Raw genomic sequence first — 24,879 nt, 5'->3', positions numbered from 1 at the left:
GGAGCATTGCTCAAGACCAATCATAGGAATAGACATGATGCAGCGCAACCACCATCCATCCATGAAGAAAAAAGAAGAAGCCCTCCGCTTTTGGAGAGACTTCCAGGTTATAGTTGAATGAGAGCTTCCCCTATCCATCAGCACGCTAGGATCATTTCATTTCTATAATGGTGTGTGAAAGCCAGGAGCCCTACGCCTCACTCTTCAAACGATAAATTGGTAGGCTCCTCCAGCAGCTCATAGTGAAAATCGAAGTTCGTCGTCGGTACGCTAAGATCCACCTCTTCAAAGCGGAGGCTGTCCAGCCACACCTTGCCTGCCCCCATCAACAGAACACCGATCGAAATCGTGGCGCTGTCCTCGGGTACGTCGAGCACGATGGTATAGTGATTCCAATGCGTGCTGCCGACAATGCGCCGATCATTCATATTATCGAACTGAAGCACGTCTTCCGCACGATTGTCAACACGCATCCACAGCCCGCAGTATTCTTTGACGTTCTCGGTTTTGACAAATCCGGAGAACCGCATCCGTTTGCCCGCATACTTATCGGCTTTGAACTGCTGCATCATGGTCGCAAAAGCGTCTGCCTCCATTGGGGTAAGGGCTTTTAGGTAACCGGAAGTGCTTCCTTGGTGGACGGTGAACCGGTCGACGCCAATTTCATAATCATGCGGGTGACTTCCGCTCAGAAACCAGCCTTTTAATGCGGATTGAGATTGCTGCTGCATATGATCCTCTCCTTTTTGGTAATTTGAGTGATGAGCGTGAACCGCAAAGATTTTCCGGTAACGCCCCGGCGGCATGCCGTATAATTTTTTGAATGCTCTCGTAAACGACTCCTGACTCTCGAAGTGGCAGTGCAGGGAAATGTCGATAATCGCAGCCTCGGAGTGCAGTAGGAGCTGTGCTGCATAACAGAGTCTTCGTTTTCTAAGGTAATCCGCGATGTTCATACCGACCTCCTTCCGAAACAAGCGGTGGAAGTGATATGGCGAAAAACCGGCATAGGATGCAATATCCGCGAGGGTCAGCTGCTCCTCCAGATGCTGCTCCATGTACGCTATACTTTTTTGGATGATACGCTGGGTACTCAAGGTTAGGCCCTCCTTTGTTATTAAGAATACCAAAAGGGAGAAAAGCGTTTTTGATCTTTTTTGCCAACATCAAAAAAGCCCCTTCGATTACAAAGATCGAAGAGGCTTATGCCATGATACGATTCTCGTTATGGATCACAGGAAAGGCTCCCTGCCATGGAGAAGCTAAAACCCCATTACCCCAGCGGCTTCAGCTGAACGGTGCGCTTGGTGCTTGCGGATTCGTACGCTGCAATGGCAACACGGGCAGAGTAATAGCCGTCTTCCCCTGTTATTTCGACCGGCTTGCCATCGCGAATGCTGTCGATAAAGCTGTTGACGAGACCTTCGTCCATATCATCGCCCCAGAAGCTCCACGCCGCTTTCCCAGTTACATCGCTGTAGACATCGTTCTTCTGGGCAAAAGAATCAATATTCAGCACACCCTTGGTGCCGATGATCTCAAGCGTGACATCCCCCCAGGTCGGGAAGGTGCGATTACGGGACCAGCTTGGGTCCAGTACGGCAACAACGCCATTCGCGAACTTGACGTGGACCATGCCGGCATCGTCAATCTCCGTGTCATTGAAGAGCGTTTCCGCATGGGCGTATACTGCCTCTGCCTTGCTGCCGGTAAACCAGTGCATCAGATCCATCACATGGACCGTATGGTCCAATACGGCTCCGCCGCCCGATTTCTCCCGTTCGATAAACCAGCCGCCAGGCATGCTTCCCCGGTTGGTTCCCTTCATGGCCAAAATTTCGCCGATCTGTCCTGCGTCAATCGCTTCCTTCGCCTGACGAACGGACGTAATATAACGGCAAGGAAAAGCCGTCATAAGCTGCACGCCATGATCCTTGCACACTTGAATCATCTCCAGCATCTCGGACTCGGACAAACCTAACGGCTTCTCGCACAGCACATGCTTGCCCGCCGCAGCGGCAAGCTTGGTAAATTCCGCATGACGCGCATTTTCCGAGCAGATGACGACAGCATCCAGTTCCTGTGCCAGCAATTCATTGTAGTCCGCATAGTACGGGATACCTCGGTCCACAGAGTATGGACGCACACGCTCCGCGTTTTCATCGGCGACTCCGACCACCTCGACATCATCCCGCTTCAGCATGCCTAGGAGATAGCTCGCTGCATGCATATGGGCAAAGCTGATAAAGCCTACTTTAACTTTCTTCATGAAACCGTCCCTCCGATCATCACGGGCTGTCCAGTCTGAGCCGATTGCTCCGCTGCCTGAGCGATTTCAACGGCATAGCAAGCATCCTTAATACTTACGAGCGGCTCGCTGCCGTTTCGGATGCACTCGATAAAATGCTGCACCTCGTTATAATAAGGGTCATACAGACTTGGGCTTGAAGGAACCTGTACAGCTGCTCCCTCCCCTGCCTCCGCATTGACCAGTTTAATGTCCAAAGACTGCACCTGATTGCTATCAAATCTTATGATTCCCTGGTCACCCGAAATCTCGAACTGCGTCGTAAACGGTCCGGGATACCCCCAATAGCCGGTTAGACTGGCGATTGCGCTATTTTTAAAATGAAGCGTAAGCTGAGCATACTCCATCTCAGGCTCATCCCGCTTAACGATGGAAGCATATACCGACTCCACTTCCCCGAATAGCCAGCAGGCAAAATCGATATCGTGAATCATGAGATCCATGATAACACCGCCGCTCTTGCCCGGGTCGTTATACCATCCATCCATACCCTGCGGATACGAACCGTACCGCTTGAAGTGAGCCATCTTCGGTGTTCCGATGCTCCCGGCGTGGGCCTGCCGATAGGCATCATGATAGTTCGGGAAGAATCGGACGACATGTCCGATAAACAACCGGACTCCGTTCTTCTCGCAGGCCGCTTTCATCTCTTGTGCATCCTCCAGGGTCAATGCAGCCGGTTTTTCGCAGATGACGTGCAGCCCTTTTTCAGCTAGTTTCAATACAAACGGTTTATGGAGATAGGTGGGCAGACACACCGCAACCGTTTCCAAATCTTTTTGTTCAAACAGCGACTCTACATCCGTGTATGCCTTCGCCCCGGTCAAAGCTGCAGCCCGCTCAGCACGCCCGGCGTTAATATCGACCACACCCGTCACTGTTACTCCCGGCATTTTCGCCAAATTATGCGCATAGGCTGTCCCCATCGTTCCGCAGCCCAAAATCGCAATGTTCATGCTTATCCCTCCAGTATACCTATAATGACTTGGACCAAAAAGTGATGCCGTATCCGTTGTCCGCGAATACTACCCACCCTGTTACATTCTTCATATAACATAACATTCCTGCCTCTATTTCGCATGATTCGTGCTTTTTTGAACTTATGCCGCTAACTTGGTAAAGTGTATATAGAGAGTAGTATAAATCTTCTATTATCACGCCTCAGCCATTTATAAATAACATTCGGATAGGGTCGACAGCCATCCAAGCACGCCCCAGACCAAGCACCATGCGTACAAGGAGCAGAGCCAAGGTGTACATAGAAGCACCGCTGCAGATTCGAAGAATTTCGACATTCCAAGAAATATCCAGAGAGAAAGGGTGTAGAGAGAACATGTCAGAACTTGTCGTTCAAACGAAAGACGGGCGTATTCAAGGCAGTTCGGAAAACGGAGTACGTGTATGGAAGGGAATCCCTTATGCGAAGCCCCCGGTAGGCCCGCTTCGATTCCGTGCTCCTGTTCCCCCCGATTCATGGGACGGGATAAAAGATACCACCGCTTTCAGCCCCATGTGCCTTCAGCCACTAGAATCCACGTCAAGCATGCTTGGCGGAGGAGTGACCAAAACGGTGTCCGAGGATTGTCTCTACCTCAATGTGTGGGCACCCCTGAACACGCCAGCGGAGCCTCTACCCGTCATGGTATGGATTCACGGGGGCACTTTCATCACGGGCTCCGGCAGTTTGCCAAGCTATAACGGTACATCTTTCGTACTCCGAGGCGACGTGATTGTGGTAACCATCAATTACCGGCTGGGTCCGCTAGGCTTTCTCCATCTCTCCCCATACGGCGAATCCTTTTCCTCCAATATCGGTTTACTGGACCAGATTGCGGCCCTGCAATGGGTACGAGATCATATCGCGGCCTTCGGCGGCGACCCCAAACGGGTTACGGTATTCGGAGAGTCGGCCGGCAGCATGAGCATTGCAGCTTTACTTGCAATGCCGGCAGCCAAAGGGTTGTTTCAGCGAGCCATCATGGAAAGCGGTGCTGCCCAGGTGATGGCTCCGGAGCAGGCACAGATGATAACGGCTGGTTTGCTTAAAGAGCTGGACATAACCCCGGATAAGGCCCATCAGCTTGAATCCCTCACAGGTGAGCAAATATTTGAAGCCGGGGAACGGCTGAAGAAACGGATCGGTCCCGGCGTCAGCATGATCTTCCAACCAGTGCTGGAACCCCACACGCTGCCTCATGATCCGCTGCAGGCTATTCAATCGGGCTGGGCGAAGGACGTGCCAATCCTGATCGGAACGAATCTCGATGAAGGTGCCTTGTTCTTCCGGCCGGACATGCCGCTTGTGAAGGAGGACGATCTTGTCCGCACCGTTGAAATGATGACCGGCATCCAGGATGCTGCGCCTATCACCAAGGAATATCCGTACAGCATCGACGGACATGCCCAGATTATGACCGACCTGTATTTCTGGCGCTCGGCCCTGCAGTTCGCTTCCGCTCAGAGTAAGCACACGCCGGTATGGATGTACCGATTCGATTGGACGCTACCGAATCATCCGGTTCTCGGCAAAGCGATGCACGCCCTGGAAATACCGTTTGTATTCAACACGCTGGGGCTGTTTCAGAACATCGGTGTGCAAGTCGATGCCGCCACACAAGCCCTGTCCGACCGGATGCAGGAGGCTTGGATTGCATTTGCACGCAATGGCTCACCGGATACGGAGGCACTGCCGTGGCCTGCTTATGATTCAGCATCGCGTTCAACGATGATATTCAACAACGACAGCAGGATCATCGAGGACCCGGATGCGGAGAAGCGGGAAATGCTGCAATTATAATATGGACAAGCCATAAGCAAGGTGCCCTTTCGCCGGAGGGAACTCTTATGGCAGCAAAAAAGCTGTATTTCCAGGCATGACATCATGGATATCATGCTGGAATACAGCTTTTCGTTATTACGGACCGCACATACACGGCTAACCTCTGGCGTACTTCTATCCTATAGCGCCCGATCAGGCTCCGTCGAAAGAAACTGGGATCGGACCGGCCCTTCCTTATTTCGCAGATGATGAGCGGCAATTCCATGAACATAAAAAAACCAGCAGATCAGGGTCTTCGTCCTGATCTGCTGGCGAGGATCGGCTATCATTTCATAGCCCGATTCAACCTACTCCAACCATTTCTTATGAATGTCCGCAAACTTGCCTTGCAGCTTCATTTCATCAATCCACATTTCCAGATAGCTTGCATATTCAAAGTCACCGCGAGGAATCATGTAGCCTTTTTCGCTGTTAGTGAAAGGCTTATCCGTCAATGCAGCGTACAGTCTAGAGTCTGCTTTTGCATACGTAATCGCTTCGATCGTATCGGTAATCATCACGTCATACGTACCGTCCGCTACCAAATGCGGGATATCCAGATTATTTGGAACGACGGTCACATTAGCTTTCGTCAGATGCTCGCGTACGAACACTTCGTTCGTTCCGCCCGGATTGACGCCAATGCGTACCGAAGGTTTATTAATGTCTTCGATCGTCAGGTATTTGTCCTTGTCTTCAGCACGGATCAACGGTGCTTTACCGAAGGAAATGTACCCTTGGGACACATAAGCCGTTTTTTGTCTAGCCGTGTTACGGGTAACGCCGCCCACTGCGATGTCGAATTTATCAGCCTGCAGGTCCTTCAACATGTTGGACCAAGTGGTGTTGACGTAGCGAACTTCCACGCCAAGATCTTTACCAAGCTCTTCCATAGCGTCGACATCATAACCTTCATACTCTTTTGTAACAGGATTCAAATATGTAAACGGTTTGTAATCCCCTGTCATACCAACTCGGATGTAGCCTCTTTCGATAATTTCATCCAGCTGGGAAGCCGCTTGTTTCTTTAGTTGCCCGGGTGCATTGGTCGAAGCCGACTTAGCGGATACCTCCGGTGATGTGAGCACCTCGTTTGCAGCAAAACCCGTTGCTACCAATGATAAGCTGACTACCCCTGCTAGTAATACCTTTTTCCAATTCTTAGCCATGTTTTTGTTTCCTCCAGTTTTCTTCTAGTTGTACATCCTAATGCCTTGATCGGCGGTGGCATTGGTCTGCCTTCCCACTCTGAAAGACCTTAGCCTTTCCCTTGCTGCTTACTACCTCTTACTTCCTTGCCTTACACATCTAATGCTCGATCCTCATTCCTTCCAGGCCTCCCCCCTCTCAAGTACCCATACGTGCGGTCCATAAGATTTAGGGAATGCTACAGACTGAATTTGCCAAGCTCTTTGCTAAGCTCCTGAGCGACCGTCTCCAGATGTTTAACGGAGTTCGAAATTTCCTTGATGGTTGAAATTTGCTCTTCCACGGCAGCGGTCACATTCTGTGCGTCATTAGAAGTCAAATCCGCAATGGATTTCAGCTCTTCCACCGAAGCACTGACCTGTTCGGATCCCGCGGACATTTCCTCGGATGCCGCCGATACCTCCAGGATGTGATCAGCCACGTTGCGTGTCGCACTCAGAATGTTGTCGAATTTCTCGCGCACCTCTTCAATCAGCGCAATTCCATCCTGTACATCCTTCCGGCTGACGTCCATGACCTGTACGGCGTTAATCGTGTCTTCGCGTATTTCTGTAATCAGCTTCGCAATCTGATCAGTCGATACCTCGGACTGTCCAGCCAGTTTCTTGACTTCTTCAGCCACGACTGCAAAGCCGCGTCCATGCTCGCCAGCTCTGGCTGCTTCGATGGAGGCATTCAAGGACAGCAAGCGAATCCGGGAGGTCACTTCCGTGATGAAGCTCAGAATCTGCTCGATTTCGGAAGAACGCTCATTCAAGCGCTCAATCGCCGTTCCGACCTTGGTTGTGCCCACTCCGATGTTGCCGATCTGCTTCACGGCTTGTTCAACGACAACCGATCCGGTCTCTGCTTGACTTGCCGCTTCCTGTGCAGCTTCGGACACCATGGAGGACGTTTCAGCAATTTTGACGATCCCGCTGGCCATGTCACTCATGGATACTGCGATTTCGTTGGAGCTTGAGGCGTGAGCATTCGCGCCGCTTGCAATTTGACGAATGGAAGTGCCGATACGATCCACGCTGTCCGTAGCCGTCTCTACCCCGCTCGAAACGATTTCCGTGACGGACATGACCTGGCGGGAGGAATCGTTCACACCGAGGACCAGATGTTTCAGATGCGATACCGTCTGGTTAAAATCGCCGGAAAGGACGGCAACCTCATCCTTGCCGCTAACCTGAATGGTCTTGGTCAAATCGCCTGCCGCAACTTCCTTAACTGCCGTGTTGAGCCTGCGGATCGGTCGGACGATCTGGGCCGTGAACCAAACCGCTGCACAGGCGGAAACGACCAGCGCGGCAACCGAAATAATGACTAACGTAGCCGACATCTCCTCGATCGGAGCATTCAGCTCCTGGGTCGGTGCCGTCACGAATACCCCCCAGTTCAAGTTGGACGGTGCATAGGCAGCCGAGTACTCAACGTTATCCAGTGTATAGTCGAATTCTCCTAACTCGCCTTGACGAACCTTGTCAAAAGCCTGCGATAATTCCGCGCTTTCCACATCTTCGACTTTCTTCTGAAGGACGAATTCCTTGGTTGGATACCACATGAACGTTCCCGCTTTACTCAAAAGAAAAGCGTATCCGGTATCACCGAAGGTTTGGGAGGATACTTTTTTCTGCACCTCGTTGATCGGAAGGGTAGAGCCCATGTATCCGTACTGTTTCCCGTCCTTCATCAGCGGAATGATCATCGTTACGATGTTGTTGCCCGTACGCTTGGAAAGCACGGGCTCCGATACAACCAGCTTGCCTTCGCCCTTCCCGGCCTCCTGATAGTGAACGCGATCGGATACGTCGGTCACTTCGCCCAGAAAGTTAATGACATTCTTCCCTGTCAAATCGTACGAGAAGAAAAAGGTTTCAAATTCCGGGTTCACTTCCTGCGCCGCTTGTATCAATTGCAAATCTTGCTCTTTATTCCCTGTAACGAATTTGCCCACGCTTTCAACCTTGGCAATTTCCACGTCCAGAAATTGGTCGATCTGAAGCGCCAGCTTCTCCGCGCTAAGCTGTGCTTCCTTGTCTAAGCTCTCCTGCAGCAAGTCAGATGACCGGTTGTAAGTTACGGCAAAGACGGATCCAAGACTGACGAGCAAGAGCAAACAAATCATTGTAATCATTTTTTGCTTGAGACTCTTAAGCATGCTGTAAACCCTCCCCAAAAATAGTGCTCGGGTCCTATCTGATCATTCGTCCAAAAATTTTTGCAGGTGCTCTTTTTCCTGTAAGGACTTTCTCTCTACAAACAAAAATGAACAAATTACGTCGAAAAATTATGGTATAAAATGGTGAAATAAGACTCCACTTTATAGTTATCGGTGGGGTATGTTCGTTTTTTGAGAGGTTAATGAGACATTTTACACAATTCGCCATCATCGTGGAAACGCGAATTATTCAGGGGTTTATCTAGTCCAAAAGACATAAATGTATATCAATATTTTCATATATCTTTAGTCGTTGCTCACATGTTGCAGGAATTTCTTGAGTTTATATGGAATGTATCAGCACCCTAAGTAGGAGTGAGCCGCTTGTGACATTTACATTCAACGATAATATATCCCAGCTGTTACCCGACCTTAGGAGCTATTGCATGCAGCTTGCATCCGGTTCCAAGTGGGACGCTGAGGATATCGTGCAAGAATCGCTGATCAAGGTCCATCATGCTCTTGAACAGTCGCCTAATCGCAAGGTCACCAAAGCCTATCTATACCGGATAGCACAGACCACCTGGATTAATATGTACCGTAAGCAGAACAAAAAGCCCGTTCTACAGGCAGATGCTGGCGAACGCGAGGCATATCATGACCATCGCTTCTTGGTTAGGGAATCGCTGGAGCTGCTTGCATCCCAACTCACCGCCCTTCAGACCGTCCTTATCATCCTTGTCGATTTCTTCTCCTATACAGCCAAAGAAGCGGCCCAACTTATCCATAGTACGGAGGGGGCTTGGAACGGCTGGCCAACTCCAGAAGACCAGTCCGAATAAAAGCACAGCTGGATAGAAGCAAATAAGGCTGTCCCCTATCAAGCAGAATGATCTGCTTGAGGGAACAGCCTTATTTCATTGCATGTGGACCCTTAGTTTACGAATAGGGCTCCCTGTTCATTATAGGCATGGAGCAGCGTGTACCGACTGTTTCGAACCTTGTGGGCTTCACCCAGGCTCCGCTTCAGCAATTCGCTCTTGATCGGAAGCTCCGATACCCCGGCTGGTCCGCCAACCGAGCGCATCAGATCGGCCAGCTCTGCAGGTTGCGGGATTTGCATTATATGCGACCGGATTTCGTTCCAATGCTGCGTGATCCGAAGTGCAATGTCATTCGCACCTCCGGAGGCGCCTCTGTTCATCTCAAGCCCCTGTTCCCCAAGACGGTGATACAGCTTCGAGATTTCCACGCAAGCGGCACCCACCTTGGCTCCGTGCAGCAGCTGCTTCTCCCCTAGCCGAATAAACTCCATCTCCCAATAGTGGGACAGATGATGCTCCGAGCCTGAAGCCGGATGGGATTGACCGAACAGCAGCATGGCTAAGCCGGATTCGACGAGCGCCCCCATTAAGATGCGTACACCCTCCTCGGTTCGCTTCCCAATCTGCTCAACCCCGTTCACGCATTGGTTGAGCGCGGATCGCGTAATATCCGCCGAGATCTGCAAATAGGGTTCATCGGCCACCAGACTGCCGAATTTCCAGTCGAACAGGGACGTATACTTGCCCAGCATATCCCCGAACCCGGCCGCGGTAAGCTGCGGGGGAGCCGACATGAGAATATCGACATCCGCAAAAATCGCGCTCGGTCCAATAGCTGGAATCGTCTTCTTCTCGCCCCGTATAATGATGGGCGCTCCCTTGGAATTAAATCCATCCACCGAAGCGGCCGTGGGTACCGAGATGAACGGGATACCCGCAGTATAAGCGGCGTACCGGCTAATATCGTGAATCGTTCCCCCGCCTACCGCAAGCACCGCCTTCGCCCTGCTTTGCTGGATATCCAGGATGACCTGAATCAGGGAAACCTCATCCGCGATAACATCTCCCTTCCGATCAGGAAGAAGCTTGGTAACTTGGACCTGAATCGAGGATTTCGTGAGCAGGTTTGCAAGCGGCTGGCCCGCGACGTCATAAGTATCGCCGTCTACGACCATCACCACCGAGGTCCACTGTTTCGTCTCAAGGTAACCCGCGACCTCGCGTAGAGCTCCGGACTGGATCTGAATCGACTCCACTTCGTCCAGATTCGAAAGCTGCCTAGCAGGTAAATGCGCCGCCAAACTTCGGATATTCGATAAAATGGAGGTCATATCCGCGTGCCCTTCTTTCCGATCATCGCCAGCGCCGGAAGGGGGTTATTGCAGGTCATGCCGGTAACCCCGCATTCCAGCGAATAGCGGACACCCTCCTCATCGTCCGGGCAATAGCTCCAGACCAGCAGCCCCTGTTCCTGGAACCGGGCAACGAGCTCCGGCGTAAGCAGCGACATCTCTACGCCGATTGCCCACATCTTGGAGTAGGTTCCATCCTCCTCGAAGACAAATCGGGACATTTTCCCACCCGGGAAGCCCTGTGTCTTCAGACCATGCGTATCATGAATATGCGTCAGAACTTCTGCATCGAAACAGGTGAATACACAGCGCGGCAGGTACCCGTATTGGTTCAGCACATCAACCGCCAGGTCTGCGGCCTCTTTGGCATCAGGGCTTGGCTTAATCTCCACGTTGCACAGAACTTCGGGATATTCCCGGAGCAGCTCGCATAGCTCCGCAAGCGTCGGGATCTTCAATCCTTCAAACTCCCGAGCGAACCAGCCGCCCGCATCCAACGATTTCAGTTCCTCCAGCGTAAAATCCCTCACCTCGCCAGCGCCGCTCGTCGTACGCTGAACCGTTGCATCATGGATAACCACCACTTCCTTATCAAGCGTCAGCCGGAGATCAAACTCCAGCATATCTACGCCTAACTCCAGCGCCTTGCGAAAGGCCAGCAGCGTATTTTCCGGATAAGCTGATTTATACCCGCGGTGTGCAGCCACCATCGTACAGGATGGTTCCCGTAGTCGTTCGATCATATGTCCTGCCACTCCTTTACCAGTTGTTATTGGGCCAAAATCCGTTCCGTCTCTTTCTTGAAGGTATCCAGCGTAGCCGGAATATCCTTGCTGTCGTACATGATCGCTTCCATAGCCGAGAAGAACTCATGCATAATCTCCGGCCATGCCACGTCCTTATTGGTATCGACGGCAAATTCCAGCTGATCATAAGCGACTTTGCGGTTCGGTTCTTTGGCCCACAGCTCTTGGATCTGCTCCGACTCCACCATCTTCTTCGTGAATGGCAGGTAGCCAGATTGCAAAATAAATTCAAGACCGCCTTCCTCTTCCATCTCCATCCACCGGATGAATTCCCATGCCGCTTCCTTGTTCTTGGAAGAGGACAGCATCGTCACATTCGCGCCTCCGGTCGGATTCGCATACACTTCGTCCTTAGGCAAGAACGCTGTCACGTAATCAAAATCCACCGCGCTGGACAACCCGCCAATCGATCCCGTAGATTGATACATCATTCCGACCTTGCCTTCCACAAACATGCTGTTCACAATGTTGCCGGAATCCTGAGCCGGCGGATAATACAAGGCGCCTGTGCTCTGCAGTTCTTTAAGGTAAGCGAACATCTTGGCGCCGACACCGTTATCCCCAAAGCCGATCGACGTATTGTCATCATTGAAGAAAGTGCCGCCCGCCTGCGAGATCATGGCAATCGGATACCAAGTGTCATAGGGCATCGTAACGCCGTATCGCTTATACTCGCTGCCTTCCTTGACTACAAGCGCATTTGCGACCTCCTTCAGCTCCTCCCATGTGGTCGGAATTTGCAGCCCCTGCTCATCCAGCAATGTTTTGTTCACATGCAGAATCGGGGTGGAACGGTTCAGCGGCAGCGATACCAATTGATCATTGAAGACGGAGTGTCCCATCAGCCCCGGCGTAAAGTCATCGGCGCTGATACCAGAGCCTTCAAGATAAGGCGTCAGATCCTCAAGCACTTCGGAATCGGCGAACATCTGGACGTAGGCTCGCTCCAGCATGCTGACATCCGGACCGGTATCGGAGGCTATCGCTTGCTGCAGCTTGGTTACCGTCTCGTCATAACTTCCCTGAAAGGTGCCTACCACTTCGATGTCCTCATGGGATGCATTAAAACGCTGGATGAGCGCGTCCATGTATTCCCCGTTCTTGCCACCCAGCGAGTGCCAGAACTGAACTGTAGTTTTCCCTTTGTCTCCGGACGGGGCTTCGGTTCCCCCGCTTCCCGGCGCTTTGCCCGTATCACCGGAAGTTCCCCCACTACCACACGCGGCAAGCAAACTGAACAGCATAATGACGGACAGCAGTGTATACCATTTGGATTTCATATTGACTCATTCCTCCATTAATCATTCGATTATGACTTGCCGAACCCTGTTATTTCCTGTAATTATTTAATGCCTGAATAAACAAAAGCCTTCACGATGTGCTTCGAGCAGAATACATACACAAGCAGGATGGGCACCACCAGAATCACATTGCCGGCCATGATGATATGCCAGTTGCTGATGCCCTCGGTCTCCCTTAGCATGGCGATCCCCAGGGTCAGCGGCCGGACGGAAGCTGAATCGGTCATGACGAGCGGCCAGAAATAGTCATTCCAGTGACTGACAAAGCTGAACAGCGCAATGGTCGCAAGTGCCGGCTTCGACATGGGAACCATGATTTTCCGAATGATTTTGAATTCGCTCGCATTATCAAGACGGGCCGCTTCAATGATTTCCTCCGGAATCTGCATGAAGTACTGCCTCAGCAGGAAGATGCCGAAGGCATTCGAGATGAACGGGATGATCTGCGGCAGCAGGGTTTTGACTAATCCCCAATCTGCCATCATCAGATAGACCGGTATGAACGTAACCTGACCCGGGATCATGAATGCCAGAAGGATCATGCCGAACAGCAGCGTTTTTCCCGGAAACTTATACTTCGCAAATGCATACGCGGCCGGGATCATGATCAGAAACTGCAGAACGATGATGGATCCGGTAACGACAACCGAGTTCCTGAAATAGGTAAGAAAAGGACCTGCATTCATCGCCTCAGCGAAGTTGCCCCATTGCGGCGAGGCCGGAAACCACGTCGGTGGAAACGTCATCGTTTCCCGGAATGTCTGGAGGGATGTGGAGATCATCCACAGAAACGGAAAGATGAAAATCATGAGCACTGCGGCCTTCAGCAAATAGCCCAGCGCAGTCCATACGATTTTTAAGTCAAAGGTCTTCAAACTGTGCCTCCTTTCTGCATGGCCAAAGCCTTATTGATAATGGACCTTCTTGGACAGCAGCCGGAAATAGATGAACGTAAGCAATCCGATAATGGCCATGAGCACGACGCCTGTCGCAGCCGAATAACCGATGTTGGTCGTTCGGAAGCCGTATATGTAATACACAAGCGTGGTCGTTGCATTATTCGGTCCTCCGCCTGTCATCACCTGAACGGTATCGAATACTTTGAAGGAACCGATCGTCATGATGATCAGGATAAAAAACAGCTGCGGCGAAATCATCGGCAATGTGATTTTGTAAAACACCTTGAACCTGCTGGCATTATCCAGGGCCGCCGCTTCATAAATGCTTGGCGATATGCTCTGCAGGGCTGCCACAATGATCAGGGTGTAATAACCGATGGCCTGCCAGACCGATACGATAATGACGGATATCAATGCGGTCTTGGAGCTTTGCAGCCATGCGGACGGCGGGAGCCCCACCAGCTTGAACAGATAATTGAGAAGTCCTTGATTCGGCTCCATCAGCCACAGCCAGACCAGCGAGATCGATACAATGGAAACGACGTGCGGCGTGAAAATCCCGGCCTGAACGACCGAATTGAAACGGCCCTTCTTGTTCAGCCACACCGCAATCAACAGAGACAGCAGCATGGTTAGAATCACGACGCCGACTGTATAGATGGAAGTGTTCCATAACGCTTTGTAGAAATCCCCGCGACCCAGAATCTGGGTGAAATTGTCCAGTCCGACAAACTTGCTCTTGTCTTTGTTCATCAGGTTGTATTTGAACAGGCTTAAGTAAACCAGATAACCTACCGGATACATCACAAACAGCATAATACCCGCCATGGCCGGCGCGATTAGCACATAGGGCCTGATCCCTTCCCAAATCCGCTTCTTATCCATGAGCCAGCCCTCTCAGCCGCTCCATAAACTCCCTATAGCGGACGTCCTGCTCTTCGACCCGATTCTCATCCGCCCCGAAGAAAAACAATTTATCCGCCGGCACGCCGAGATATACCTCCTGATCGACATGGAATTTGTCATCCTGGCACTTCACCATGAAGGCCTGGCCCTCCGTCGTCCTTACCTGATAAATTGTCTCGGAGCCCAGCATTTCGCGCGTGATGACCTCACCCTTGGCCCTATAATGGAACGACTCCGGTTCTGTTCCGATCACAACGCTCTCCGGTCGGAATCCGAATGTGGTGCGATCGTCGCCCAGCGGCGCAATGTTCATGGGGGGAACCCCGATAAACTGGGCCGCAAACAGATTGCTAGGCTCGCGGTACACCACTTCAGGCGGAGCTTCCTGCTGAATGACGCCTTTGTTCATGAGCACGATGGTATCTGCCATCGACATCGCCTCGATTTGGTCATGAGTCACATAGACAAAGGTCGTTCCCAGCTTCTTGTGCAGCTCAATCAGCTCGATCCGCATCTGAACTCTCAGCTTGGCATCCAGATTGGACAGCGGCTCATCCATCAGGAATACGGACGGATTTTTAACCATCGCCCGGGCCAAAGCCACTCGTTGCCGTTGTCCGCCAGACAAGGTGGAAGGCTTACGATCCAAGTAATCGTTCAGTCCAACGGTTGCCCCTATGGTCTCCACCAAACGTGTACGCTCGGCTTTGGGAACTTTGTTGTTCACGAGACCAAACTCGATATTCTCGCGGACCGACATCGTCGGGTAAATCGCGTAATTCTGAAATACCATGGCCACGCCGCGCTTCCCCGGTGCAATGCGCGTAACATCCTTGCCATCGATAAGAACGGAACCGGAGGTTTGAGGGTCAATGCCCGCGATCATCCTTAAGAGCGTTGTTTTCCCGCAGCCTGACGGACCGACCAGCACGGTGAATTTTCCGTCTTCGATGGTAAGATCCAGGTCCTGGATGACGGTTTGACGATCAAACGACTTGCTTACTTTCACAAATTCAATGGATGCCAAGAGCGATCCCCCTCACGAAAGTGTAATGATGTTGTCATGACAAGCGAAAAATCAATGAATCCATAAAAATGAAATCCCTTACATGCACCTGATAATAAGTACGCATCAAATGCACATGTAATGATCACTTTTGTTCATTTTTATTTAATTTGATTGTAGATGTGCAATATTAGGAGAGTGTTAGACCTTCGTACGGATTTTGTAAATTCGCTTCGCATCAAGGGATTTAACATGGAATTAACATAATGGGAGTACACTATTAAGACATGGAATCCTTAAGCATAAAAGAGCAAAAGTGCGCATTGTATGTATAAACACACCTCTACAGCTCATTGTCCATTCAGGAAGGGAGAAATTATCGATTGCTGGCACATGAAAGAAAGAAAAGGATCATTGATTACGTAAGGCAATACCGAACAGCAACGGTTGCTGCGCTGGCATCGGAATTCGGTGTTCACACGGCCACCATTCGCCGTGATCTGGCGGAGATTGAACAGGAAGGCGCTTTGAAGCGCACACATGGCGGGGTCATCATGGAGCAATGGACGCATAACGAGCCATCCTTTAATGAGCGAACCAACTTTCACCGGGACGAGAAAATACGCATCGGTCAGCTTGCGGCTTCGCTTGTGGAAGACGGGGAGAATATCATCATTGATTCGGGAACAACCACCCTTCATATTGCGACGCATCTTGTGCACCGCTCGGACATTACGGTCATTACGAACGATATGAACGTCGCTGTTGAGCTTCGCGATGCTCCGGGAATCAAAGTCATTCTGACCGGCGGGGAGCTGTACCCATCGAGTTATATGCTAAACGGCATGTTTACCGACCATGTGCTGAAATCCCTGCATGTCGAGAAAGCGTTCATCGGTACCCCTGCCCTGCATCCTCAGCATGGCCTCATGCACCCGGAAGCGCTGCTCGTCCCGGCCAAACAGAACATGATTCAAGCCGCCGGCGAAATTGTCGTGGTCACCGACCACAGCAAGATTGGCAAGCTGTCACTGCACACGGTCGCTCCCAACAGCGCGATACATACCCTCGTCACCGGTACTGAGGCTTCCGACTCGGATATCAGGCCGTTTCAGGAACGGGGCATTACCGTGTACAGGGTTTGAGGCTTGCACTCTTTGTATACTTTTCATACTTTGCATACCTTTGCGCATCTTTGCGCACCTTGGCATACCTGGAAATACCTCTTACAGAAAACACAAAAGGCACCCTCGGGGTGCCCTGATCAAGCTGCTGCATGCTGGCAGCTTATTTATTTCTATTCCACTACTATGTTTACCATCCATACTCGCTCTTTTTTCGCGATCCCCCCGCTTAGACCAAAAGGGCAATAAGCAGAAATTCACTGTACGTCCAAAAATACGATCGCCATATCATTCAATATGTCCAAAACTCAACTTGTTCTTTGGTGTGAGGACTTCCTAACGGACTCAGAATACCTTATTTCATAGAAAACAGCCCTTTTAGTAACTTTAGCGGACCCAGCGGACCTTATTTGCTGTTTTAATCGGTATTTGCTCCCGTAATTCTCATAATAGCGGATCTGGAGTCCGGTACATTGTGAAAAATCGGGTTATGATCTTAAATAACGGAACTAGGGTCCGTTAAAGTTGACGAAGGCCATGAAATCATCGAATGAAGAACATCGACAGTCAGTGAACCCACAACATTTCGATAGGTAATTCCAAGAGCCACCAGGGTCAATGCGTAGCCGACGGAAGCTATTTCCTCTACACTTATTCATGAACCCCACTCTCTCATTCCCTGCCCAAAAAGCTGCTTAAAAAAAGATCCGGCAGTCATTAGACGCCGGATCTCTCACACTATTCGATTAAGGGATGACCTTCCAAACATCGGCAGATCCAGGAGTTTCGCCTTGAGTCCACCATTTTGCCTCATAGTTCACGCCGTTGTAGCTGACTTTGCTGCCACCTAAGTAAACGGCGGTTGCATTCCATGCCGGATAGGTCGTTGCGCTTCCGGATGTTGATACGGTGAGGGGAGCGGATGCTGAAGATTTGCTGCCCGTACTGCTTACAGCTACCACTGTATACGTATAGGACGTTCCTTCGGCTAACCCCGTATTGGTATAGGAGGTTGTAGTGGATGTACCCACAAGGGATCCGTCACGGTAGATTTCGTAACTGGAAGCACCTGTGGAAGCTGCCCATGCCAAGGAAACACTGTTGTTGGTTTGGGATGGGGAAGTAAGTCCTGTCGGTGCCGGTACGCCTGGGTTCGGAGTTCCGCCGCCACCGCCAAAGTCCACGTCGATAACGTTATAGAAAGCGTTAGGTGTGTCAGCTACTTCCCATACCGCCAGAATGACATGGTAACCGGATTTAGCAGGAACGTTACAAGTGGACGCATAGTTTGTCGGAGGTTTTACACCGCCGTAGTCAATGGAGCAGAAAGGCGTCAGATCAAACGAAGCTCTGCTCAGCGGAGCATTTTGATCCCAGCCGTCTTTCGTAATGTAGTATTTCCAGCTTGCCGTCACATGATTGGCTGTCAAATGCCATTGGAACGTTGTGGTTCCCGGGGAAATGCTTACTTTGCTCCAGCGAGTTGCGGATTGCTCGTCAAGTTTAGGGAACGCGCCGCCTGCACTGGCGATTTTGCCATCGGCAGGACCTGCATTCGGCCAGCCTTTAGGAGCTTCTAAGCTTTGAGGCTCATACACGATTGCGCCGCAATCGGTATTTTGCCCCTGCTTACACAGAATGGCGCGGCTGCCTGGAGAATCGACATACCCGTGGGCAAAAGCTTTATCCGCAAATAAAACCATGAATAAGGTCATCACTAACATCGTGGAACCGGCAATGATTAGATGCTTGAGCCAAGCTTTGTTCGGCAAACTTAAAGTCATACAATTAATCCTCCTTTAATATAAAAGATAATAAATAAAGCGTTTACACAACCTCCGGCTGTTCAGTCCACCTCCCTTTCTTCGATACAGTAGTTACCTCTTAACTTGACTAGATAACTTGACTGAACTTGGAAACCTTACACAACCATCGTCCAAGCTTTACCAGTGCTATCATTATTTTAAAGCATCTGGAAGCCATATCCCATAATACTAATCAACGATTTGTTACACATTTCAACGAAATTGGATAAATATGTAACATGAAATGTTATGAAAATACGTGGAGTTTGCTGAAAATAATCACAAAAAAAGCATAAATCCCCTGCAGGATTTATGCTTCATTCAAACATTTTATCCGTTCTGTTCGGCAGAACGACTCCTATTCCACGCCGTCCTTAAAATGCTTCTTATAATGTTTATCCCCTTTGTGCTCCAAATCCTCAATCGTCAGCTCCAGGGTATGCACAATTTGTTCCTTGACCTGATTCAAGGTGTCGAAATAAACATGTTCCTCCGTCCCCACAATGCGTGTACCGCTGAGTGCCTGAACGGCCTGGTAAACCCGGTGCTGTTCGGCCAAATCATCAACGGCTTTCAACGTATGTTTCATCTGAAGGAACAAATCCTTATGATGCTGGGTCGTCAACCGCTTTTCAAGCTCCTCGATTCTAGCATTCATGGCAGCTCTCTCCTTCACAATAAGATGCTTTCGATTATACTTCCCTGGCATTCGCATTTCCAATAAATTCTTCTTATATATATCACGGTTTATTTCCAATGAAACAGGAAATTGACCACTGCTCAGCGAACTATGATAACGTTAACATTTTGCACAGTTACATACACTCAGAAGGACGAAATCGATCAAACATTTGGAGGTAGCAATGGAAAACAACGGACTCGGAGGAAAAAGCATTATCCTCAGACTAGAAATGAATACACAAGAAATCAAATTCGGTCAAGTTGCATCCGCCATATTTGAGGCGGGGGGAGACATGGTCGCCATCGACGTCATTCAGGCGAGCGGCCACATTACCGTACGCGATATTACTATTACGGTTACGGACAGCGTGGATATCGGTAAAATTACTAATTCAGTGAAAAATCTAAAGGGCGTCCGGCTCGTCAACGTTTCGGACCGTACCTTCCTGCTGCATCTCGGCGGCAAGATCGAAACCCAGCCCAAAATCCCAATCCAAAACCGTGATGACCTGTCGCGCGTCTATACGCCAGATGTTGCCCGCGTATGTTCAGCCATCCAAGAAGACCCGAAAAAAGCCTTTACGCTTACAATTAAAAGAAATACGGTGGCCGTCATCTCGGACGGAAGCGCCGTACTCGGTTTGGGCAACATCGGTCCTTATGCGGCCATGCCGGTCATGGAAGGAAAGTCGATGCTCTTCAAACAGTTTGCAGGAGTAGACTCCTTTCCGATCTGCCTGGATACCCAGGATACCGAAGAGATTATTGCCTGCATCAAAGCAATGGCTCCGGCTTTTGGCGGCATTAACCTGGAGGATATCTCCTCCCCGCGCTGCTTCGAGATTGAACAACGACTGCGGGATGAGCTGGACATTCCCGTGTTTCACGATGACCAGCACGGCACGGCGGTGGTTCTGTATGCGGCACTGATCAATTCGTTGAAAATTGTCGGGAAATCGATCGATAACATTAGGGTCGTGGTGTGTGGAATCGGTGCTGCGGGCGTAGCATGCAGCAAAATCCTCCTGTCAGCCGGTGTCAAGGACATCATTGGCGTAGACCGCGAGGGTGCACTGGTTGGCGGACATGCATACAGCAATAGTATGTGGCAATGGTACGCAGAGCATACGAACCCGAATAAAGTCGAAGGTTCCTTGCGTGAAGTGATCCAAGGTGCCGACGTGTTCATCGGCCTCTCTGCCGGCGGCCTGCTCCGCCGTGAGGACGTACAAGCCATGGCCGATCAACCGATCGTGTTTGCAATGGCAAACCCTACGCCCGAGATTAAACCGGAAGAGGTCGAGGATATTGTAGGCGTTATTGCAACCGGACGTTCGGATTATCCGAACCAGATTAATAACGTCCTCTGTTTCCCGGGTATTTTCCGTGCGGCCTTGGACTGCAGAGCGACCACGATTAATGAGGAGATGAAGCTGGCTGCAGCCGAAGCCATTGCATCCGCCGTATCGGACGAAGAACGCAACCCGTCGTATATTATTCCAAGCGTGTTTAACCAGAACGTCGTGAAAGCCATTCGGGAGCTTGTCGTGAAAGCAGCAATCAAAACCGGCGTTGCCCGGAGAATTCCGCGTGAATAAGAAATCCCTCATTCGGAAGTTCAATAAACAGGCAGCGATATATGAAAGGAACACCAGGCAACGGAGGCTCGGTGAATGGAGACAGCGGCTGCTTCAGGATGTAGAGGGTGACGTGCTTGAGGTAGCTGTTGGCGCCGGCGCGAATTTCCCCTTTTATCATCGCGATAAGGTGAACGTAACGGCTGTGGATTTCAGTCCTGAGATGCTAAGCCGTGCGCGGCGGATGGCCTCCGAGCTTGGCATTCGGGCCAATTTCCTGGAACGGGATATCGAGACGCTGGAGCTGCCGGAACGTTCCTATGATTGCGTTGTATCTACCCTGTCGCTATGCGGCTATGAGGATCCGGTCAAAGCTTTGAATAAAATCAACCGCTGGGTCAAACCCGGCGGCCGCGTTTACTTGCTGGAGCATGGCATGAGCACGAACCGGCTCCTTGGCGCCATGCAGCATCTGATCAACCCCGCAGCACGGCGGATATCCGGCTGTCATTATAATAGGGACATGATCCAGATCGCGAATGCCTCGGAACTGAATATCATGAAGACGGAGCGCTATTGGAACGGCATCGTCCATCTAATCTGGGCACAAGCAACCGGATCCATTCATTGATTTTGACCTGTCTGCATAATTTTAATGTAAGCTCTTATAAATTGATCTGGAGGAACTTGTTATGAATACAAGGCCTGATTCTAATGAATATTTGCTCCTCGCCGAAAAATACGTCTCTCTTGTCCCCGAAGGCCATATTGCCGAGGTATTGCAGCGGCAGCATGATGAAACGTTGAGATCGCTCAGCGATCTGACGGAAGAACAAGCGAATGTTCGTTATGCGGAAGGGAAATGGAGTCTAAAACAGGTGGTCGGACACATCGCCGATGTAGAGCGCTTATGGAACTATCGCATTCTCTACATCGCGCGTGGGGATGCCCGTGAATTTTCGGGATACGACCGGGAGATTTTTGTCCAGAATTCTCCTTTCAGCCATCTCCCGTTACGGGAAGCCCTTAAGGATTATGCTGCCGTCAGGCAGTCTACCATTACACTGGTTGGAAGCTTGACGGAGGAAGCGCTGCTGCGTCAAGGCACATTCAATAATTACCCGCTCTCCGCCCGGGCAGCCGCCTATGTCATAGCTGGGCATGAGCTTCATCACCTGAATATTCTGCGGGATAAATATTTAACGTAGTTTATGAAAATGGCTTAGCAAAATGGTTTAATATCACTTCTCTTTACCAAAAAAAGGCCTCAGTCGAGGCCTTTTTTCTATCTAATATGTAGAGTTTCCGGAACATAAGCTGCCCTAACTCCAATTCCATACCTCGATGCGGCCCAAACGGAATCCCCAGAATTCCGACTCCTCCTTCAGCTTCTCCAGCTCCCGCACAGGTCCCGTAACGGTTGCTCCGTAAACTAGAACTCCATTTTTCTTCAAGTAGGCCAGCCGGTGTTTGTCATCATCCACACCGTTATATTTGATATTGTTAGTCATCCATTCAACGTCGGCGATCAGTTGCTGCTCATGATCCGTTATCCCGGCATCCAGTGAGAAGAAAGTATGCCAACTAGAAAGAAAATGATTATCGCTAAACTGAACCTTGGGCCTCAATGTAAGATGGGGGATCGTGTGACCAGCGCTACTAGAGCTATAATTACCCAGCTTGAAATCCTTCAGTTCGCCTGCAAAAACAGCCATACTGGTTGCTTTAACATCATAGTCCGACAAGAGCTCCAAAACCTCCTCCGGTGATCTAAGCGTTCGAAGCGAGAAGAATAATTCCGCTACGTTTCCGTCTTCAAGTCTCCCTAACTGGTTCATTGCACCAGTAGGGTGAGGATCGTCTTTAATCCCCCTACCCTCCAGCAGCGCAGAGTTCAGGATATAAGGATTTCTTTCCTCACGATTCAAATAAGGATTCAGTTCCTCAATAGAATACGTAAGTTTTCCCCCTAATTGCTTCTTCGCGTGAAGCTCTCCGACAATTACCTGCCATTCCCCCACATTCTTATACACTTTCAGATTTGTCTTCTGAGTGAGGAAGGGCGTCACTTCACCCAAAGACGAGCTTCGTTTATCTACTATAAGTCCACTTTCATGCAATTCAACCGTTGTTATGACGGTCCTTAGAAATTTATCATTTAGGCCGGTTTTATAATGGTAGATGTGGATAGCTGAGTTATATACGGCATAAATAAAAAACAATATTAATACAACTAACAAAGCATATATAAGCTCCTTCACCCTTGTCCGCCAGGTCATCCGATTAATCAATCCGTATCCATCTCCTCTCTACCTTCTCATGTAGACAACGGTTTAATCGCGCAAATGTTACGGTAAAATAAGAAAAATCGCTACAGCAGCTAAAAGCACGCAACTACTGTAACGATTCCATATCACATCAAATTCTACATTATTTCGCTTCAGTGGATGGGGTGTTGTGTCCATCCCAGCATTCCACATCCTGCAGCCCTTTGATGCTGTCCTTGGTGAAGACAGGGTTCACGCCAGCCCGCTTCTGCTTCAAATAATCCTGAAGCGCGGCGAAAGCCGTTCGGGAAAGCAGCGTGATGGCCACAAGATTCACAATCACCATCAATCCCATGAACAGGTCGGCCAAATCCCACACCAGCTTCACGCTGGTAACGGAGCCGAAAATGACCATAGCCAGCACAGAAGCCCGATAGACCCATATCCATGCCCGATTCGACTTCAAAAATTCGATATTGGTTTCCCCGTAGTAATAATTGCCGATCAGCGTGCTGAACGCAAACAGGAAGACCATGATCGCCAGGAAGTCGGACGCCCATGCCCCCATCTCCATGCCCAGCGCAGCCTGAGTCAGGGCGATTCCATCAAGTCCGGTCTGCTGGTAGGCACCGGTAAAAAGAATAATGAAGGCGGTGCTTGTACATATGACCAGCGTATCAATCATTACGCCCAGCGCCTGCACCAATCCTTGCTTGGCAGGATGGCTTGTTGTTGCGGTAGCTGCTGCGTTAGGCGCGCTCCCCATGCCGGCTTCGTTGGAGAACAGCCCTCTTTTGATCCCGTTCATGAGGGCGGCACCGATCGACCCGCCAACGACCTGCTCATAGCCGAACGCGCTTTTGACGATAAGAGCAAAAACTTCCGGCAGCTTGGTGATGTTGGCTAGTACGATAAACAGCGCGGCACCGACATACACCACAGCCAATACAACAACGATCAGTTCCGACATTTTGGCAATTCGCTTCACGCCGCCAAAGATGATAACCGCGAAGATAACCGCCATGATAATTCCGATAGTTAAACGATCGGTTCCGAATGAATTCTCGAAAGCAATCGTAATCGTATTGGACTGGACCGCATTAAAGACAAGCCCGAAGGACAAGGTGATCAGGATCGCAAACAACACGCCCATCCACCGTTTCTTTAATCCTTGCTGCATGTAATAAGCGGGACCGCCGCGATAACCGCCCGCCCCATCTTTTACTTTATAGATCTGGGCCAGCGTACTCTCGATAAAGCTGGATGCCGAACCGATAAGCGCAATAATCCACATCCAGAATACGGCCCCAGGTCCCCCAAGCGAGATGGCCAGAGCCACCCCGGTTATATTCCCTGTCCCGACACGGGCTGCCATACTGATGGCAAATGCCTGAAAAGGGGAAATGCTGCCCTTCGCTTTACTCTTGGGTTCGCGGATGACCCGGAACATCTCGCCGATCAGGCGAAACTGCAGAAACTTGGTCCCCACCGTGAAATACAGGCCAACGGCAATCAGCAATACGATGAGCAGTTTAGACCATAAAAAATCATTAAAGATATTCACTACCTGCTGTACAATTTGATCCATACTCTACCCTCGCTATATAAGTCATCACCCATGGTGTAGGTTTTGTGTAAAATAGTCCACGTTTCATCTAACCATTACTTCCCCTTCGGAAACAAGAGGTTAATTGTGGAAATTGGGGGACATGGTTTCGACGGGAACCCTCCTCCCGAAAGTCGAGACAATTGTTTAGGTACTCCCTACTCGGCAGCAGGGTGAGCAGAGCATGGACCTGCAAGGGATACCATATAAAAAAAGACCCTCTCCTCTGCGCGTTAAAGCGCAG

At 50.3% G+C, this 24,879-nt stretch carries 21 protein-coding genes; 6 read left to right on the top strand and 15 right to left on the bottom strand.

The window, feature by feature from the left end; all coding sequences use genetic code 11:
- Positions 1 to 197: 197 nt before the first annotated feature.
- From CRG97_RS04190 to CRG97_RS04180, 3 genes are all read right to left on the bottom strand, one after another.
- On the bottom strand, positions 198 to 1,097 hold the full coding sequence (locus CRG97_RS04190) for a helix-turn-helix domain-containing protein (protein ID WP_098741898.1): 900 nt from the start codon (positions 1,095 to 1,097) through the stop codon (positions 198 to 200).
- Positions 1,098 to 1,273: 176 nt separating this feature from the next.
- A complete protein-coding gene (locus CRG97_RS04185; protein WP_098741897.1) occupies positions 1,274 to 2,269 on the bottom strand; it encodes a Gfo/Idh/MocA family protein in 996 nt (331 codons plus the stop codon).
- The gene (locus CRG97_RS04180) at positions 2,266 to 3,264 is read right to left on the bottom strand and encodes a Gfo/Idh/MocA family protein (protein ID WP_098741896.1); all 999 of its coding nucleotides are present in this window, start codon (positions 3,262 to 3,264) and stop codon (positions 2,266 to 2,268) included. Before CRG97_RS04180 ends, CRG97_RS04185 begins: the two co-directional genes overlap by 4 nt.
- 377 nt (positions 3,265 to 3,641) lie before the next feature.
- On the opposite strand from CRG97_RS04180, the gene CRG97_RS04175 reads away from it, so the two are divergent.
- Positions 3,642 to 5,105, top strand: coding sequence for a carboxylesterase/lipase family protein (locus CRG97_RS04175; protein ID WP_098741895.1), 1,464 nt, complete (start codon positions 3,642 to 3,644; stop codon positions 5,103 to 5,105).
- Between the two features lie 329 nt (positions 5,106 to 5,434).
- Here CRG97_RS04175 and CRG97_RS04170 read toward each other — a convergent pair whose 3' ends face one another.
- Positions 5,435 to 6,295: a transporter substrate-binding domain-containing protein gene (locus tag CRG97_RS04170; RefSeq protein WP_098741894.1), complete on the bottom strand. Its 861-nt coding sequence runs from the start codon at positions 6,293 to 6,295 to the stop codon at positions 5,435 to 5,437.
- Between the two features lie 218 nt (positions 6,296 to 6,513).
- Positions 6,514 to 8,481 (bottom strand): methyl-accepting chemotaxis protein, encoded by a 1,968-nt coding sequence (locus CRG97_RS04165; protein WP_098741893.1) that lies wholly within the window; start codon positions 8,479 to 8,481, stop codon positions 6,514 to 6,516.
- Positions 8,482 to 8,828: 347 nt separating this feature from the next.
- Between CRG97_RS04165 and CRG97_RS04160 the strand changes: the two genes are divergently transcribed.
- Positions 8,829 to 9,323 carry an RNA polymerase sigma factor gene (locus CRG97_RS04160; protein WP_272914352.1) on the top strand — a complete coding sequence of 165 codons (495 nt, stop codon included), beginning with the start codon at positions 8,829 to 8,831 and terminating at the stop codon, positions 9,321 to 9,323.
- Positions 9,324 to 9,415: 92 nt separating this feature from the next.
- Here CRG97_RS04160 and CRG97_RS04155 read toward each other — a convergent pair whose 3' ends face one another.
- From CRG97_RS04155 to CRG97_RS04130, 6 genes are all read right to left on the bottom strand, one after another.
- Positions 9,416 to 10,636: a sn-glycerol-1-phosphate dehydrogenase gene (locus CRG97_RS04155; RefSeq protein ID WP_098741891.1), complete on the bottom strand. Its 1,221-nt coding sequence runs from the start codon at positions 10,634 to 10,636 to the stop codon at positions 9,416 to 9,418.
- Positions 10,633 to 11,400 (bottom strand): glycerophosphodiester phosphodiesterase family protein, encoded by a 768-nt coding sequence (locus CRG97_RS04150; protein WP_098741890.1) that lies wholly within the window; start codon positions 11,398 to 11,400, stop codon positions 10,633 to 10,635. The genes CRG97_RS04155 and CRG97_RS04150 overlap by 4 nt, the downstream gene beginning before the upstream one ends.
- Before the next feature lie 26 nt (positions 11,401 to 11,426).
- Complete coding sequence (locus tag CRG97_RS04145) at positions 11,427 to 12,743, bottom strand: ABC transporter substrate-binding protein (protein WP_098741889.1); 1,317 nt, start codon at positions 12,741 to 12,743, stop codon at positions 11,427 to 11,429.
- A gap of 62 nt (positions 12,744 to 12,805) precedes the next feature.
- Positions 12,806 to 13,639, bottom strand: a complete 834-nt coding sequence (locus CRG97_RS04140; RefSeq protein WP_098741888.1) for a carbohydrate ABC transporter permease — start codon at positions 13,637 to 13,639, stop codon at positions 12,806 to 12,808.
- A gap of 30 nt (positions 13,640 to 13,669) precedes the next feature.
- Positions 13,670 to 14,548, bottom strand: a complete 879-nt coding sequence (locus CRG97_RS04135; RefSeq protein ID WP_098741887.1) for a carbohydrate ABC transporter permease — start codon at positions 14,546 to 14,548, stop codon at positions 13,670 to 13,672.
- The gene (locus CRG97_RS04130; protein ID WP_098741886.1) at positions 14,541 to 15,596 is read right to left on the bottom strand and encodes an ABC transporter ATP-binding protein; all 1,056 of its coding nucleotides are present in this window, start codon (positions 15,594 to 15,596) and stop codon (positions 14,541 to 14,543) included. Before CRG97_RS04130 ends, CRG97_RS04135 begins: the two co-directional genes overlap by 8 nt.
- Positions 15,597 to 15,958: 362 nt before the next feature.
- Here CRG97_RS04130 and CRG97_RS04125 point away from each other — a divergent pair, with 362 nt between their 5' ends.
- Positions 15,959 to 16,720 carry a DeoR/GlpR family DNA-binding transcription regulator gene (locus CRG97_RS04125; RefSeq protein ID WP_098741885.1) on the top strand — a complete coding sequence of 254 codons (762 nt, stop codon included), beginning with the start codon at positions 15,959 to 15,961 and terminating at the stop codon, positions 16,718 to 16,720.
- A 725-nt stretch (positions 16,721 to 17,445) separates the two neighbouring features.
- Here the strand turns inward: CRG97_RS04125 and CRG97_RS04120 are convergent.
- Complete coding sequence (locus CRG97_RS04120; protein WP_098741884.1) at positions 17,446 to 18,483, bottom strand: lytic polysaccharide monooxygenase; 1,038 nt, start codon at positions 18,481 to 18,483, stop codon at positions 17,446 to 17,448.
- Between the two features lie 379 nt (positions 18,484 to 18,862).
- Entirely contained in the window at positions 18,863 to 19,162 is a 300-nt protein-coding gene (locus tag CRG97_RS04115) for a hypothetical protein (RefSeq protein ID WP_098741883.1), read from the bottom strand.
- 205 nt (positions 19,163 to 19,367) lie between these two features.
- Here CRG97_RS04115 and CRG97_RS04110 point away from each other — a divergent pair, with 205 nt between their 5' ends.
- The 3 genes from CRG97_RS04110 (at position 19,368) to CRG97_RS04100 (ending at position 21,970) form a co-directional block, all read left to right on the top strand.
- Entirely contained in the window at positions 19,368 to 20,783 is a 1,416-nt protein-coding gene (locus CRG97_RS04110; protein WP_098741882.1) for an NAD-dependent malic enzyme, read from the top strand.
- Positions 20,776 to 21,393, top strand: coding sequence for a class I SAM-dependent methyltransferase (locus tag CRG97_RS04105; protein WP_098741881.1), 618 nt, complete (start codon positions 20,776 to 20,778; stop codon positions 21,391 to 21,393). Before CRG97_RS04110 ends, CRG97_RS04105 begins: the two co-directional genes overlap by 8 nt.
- A gap of 61 nt (positions 21,394 to 21,454) precedes the next feature.
- Positions 21,455 to 21,970, top strand: a complete 516-nt coding sequence (locus tag CRG97_RS04100; protein WP_076325955.1) for a DinB family protein — start codon at positions 21,455 to 21,457, stop codon at positions 21,968 to 21,970.
- A 114-nt stretch (positions 21,971 to 22,084) separates the two neighbouring features.
- On the opposite strand, the gene CRG97_RS04095 is transcribed toward CRG97_RS04100, so the two are convergent.
- On the bottom strand, positions 22,085 to 23,053 hold the full coding sequence (locus CRG97_RS04095) for an anti sigma factor C-terminal domain-containing protein (protein WP_237566284.1): 969 nt from the start codon (positions 23,051 to 23,053) through the stop codon (positions 22,085 to 22,087).
- 139 nt (positions 23,054 to 23,192) lie between these two features.
- Entirely contained in the window at positions 23,193 to 24,617 is a 1,425-nt protein-coding gene (locus tag CRG97_RS04090) for an alanine/glycine:cation symporter family protein (RefSeq protein WP_098741880.1), read from the bottom strand.
- Positions 24,618 to 24,879 lie beyond the last annotated feature (262 nt).

The sequence above is a fragment of the Paenibacillus sp. EZ-K15 genome (genome assembly GCF_002573715.1).
In the GTDB taxonomy this organism is placed as follows: domain Bacteria; phylum Bacillota; class Bacilli; order Paenibacillales; family Paenibacillaceae; genus Paenibacillus_AQ.
Note: the sequence above shows the minus strand (reverse complement) of the source record. Positions and strands in the feature narration are given on the sequence as shown.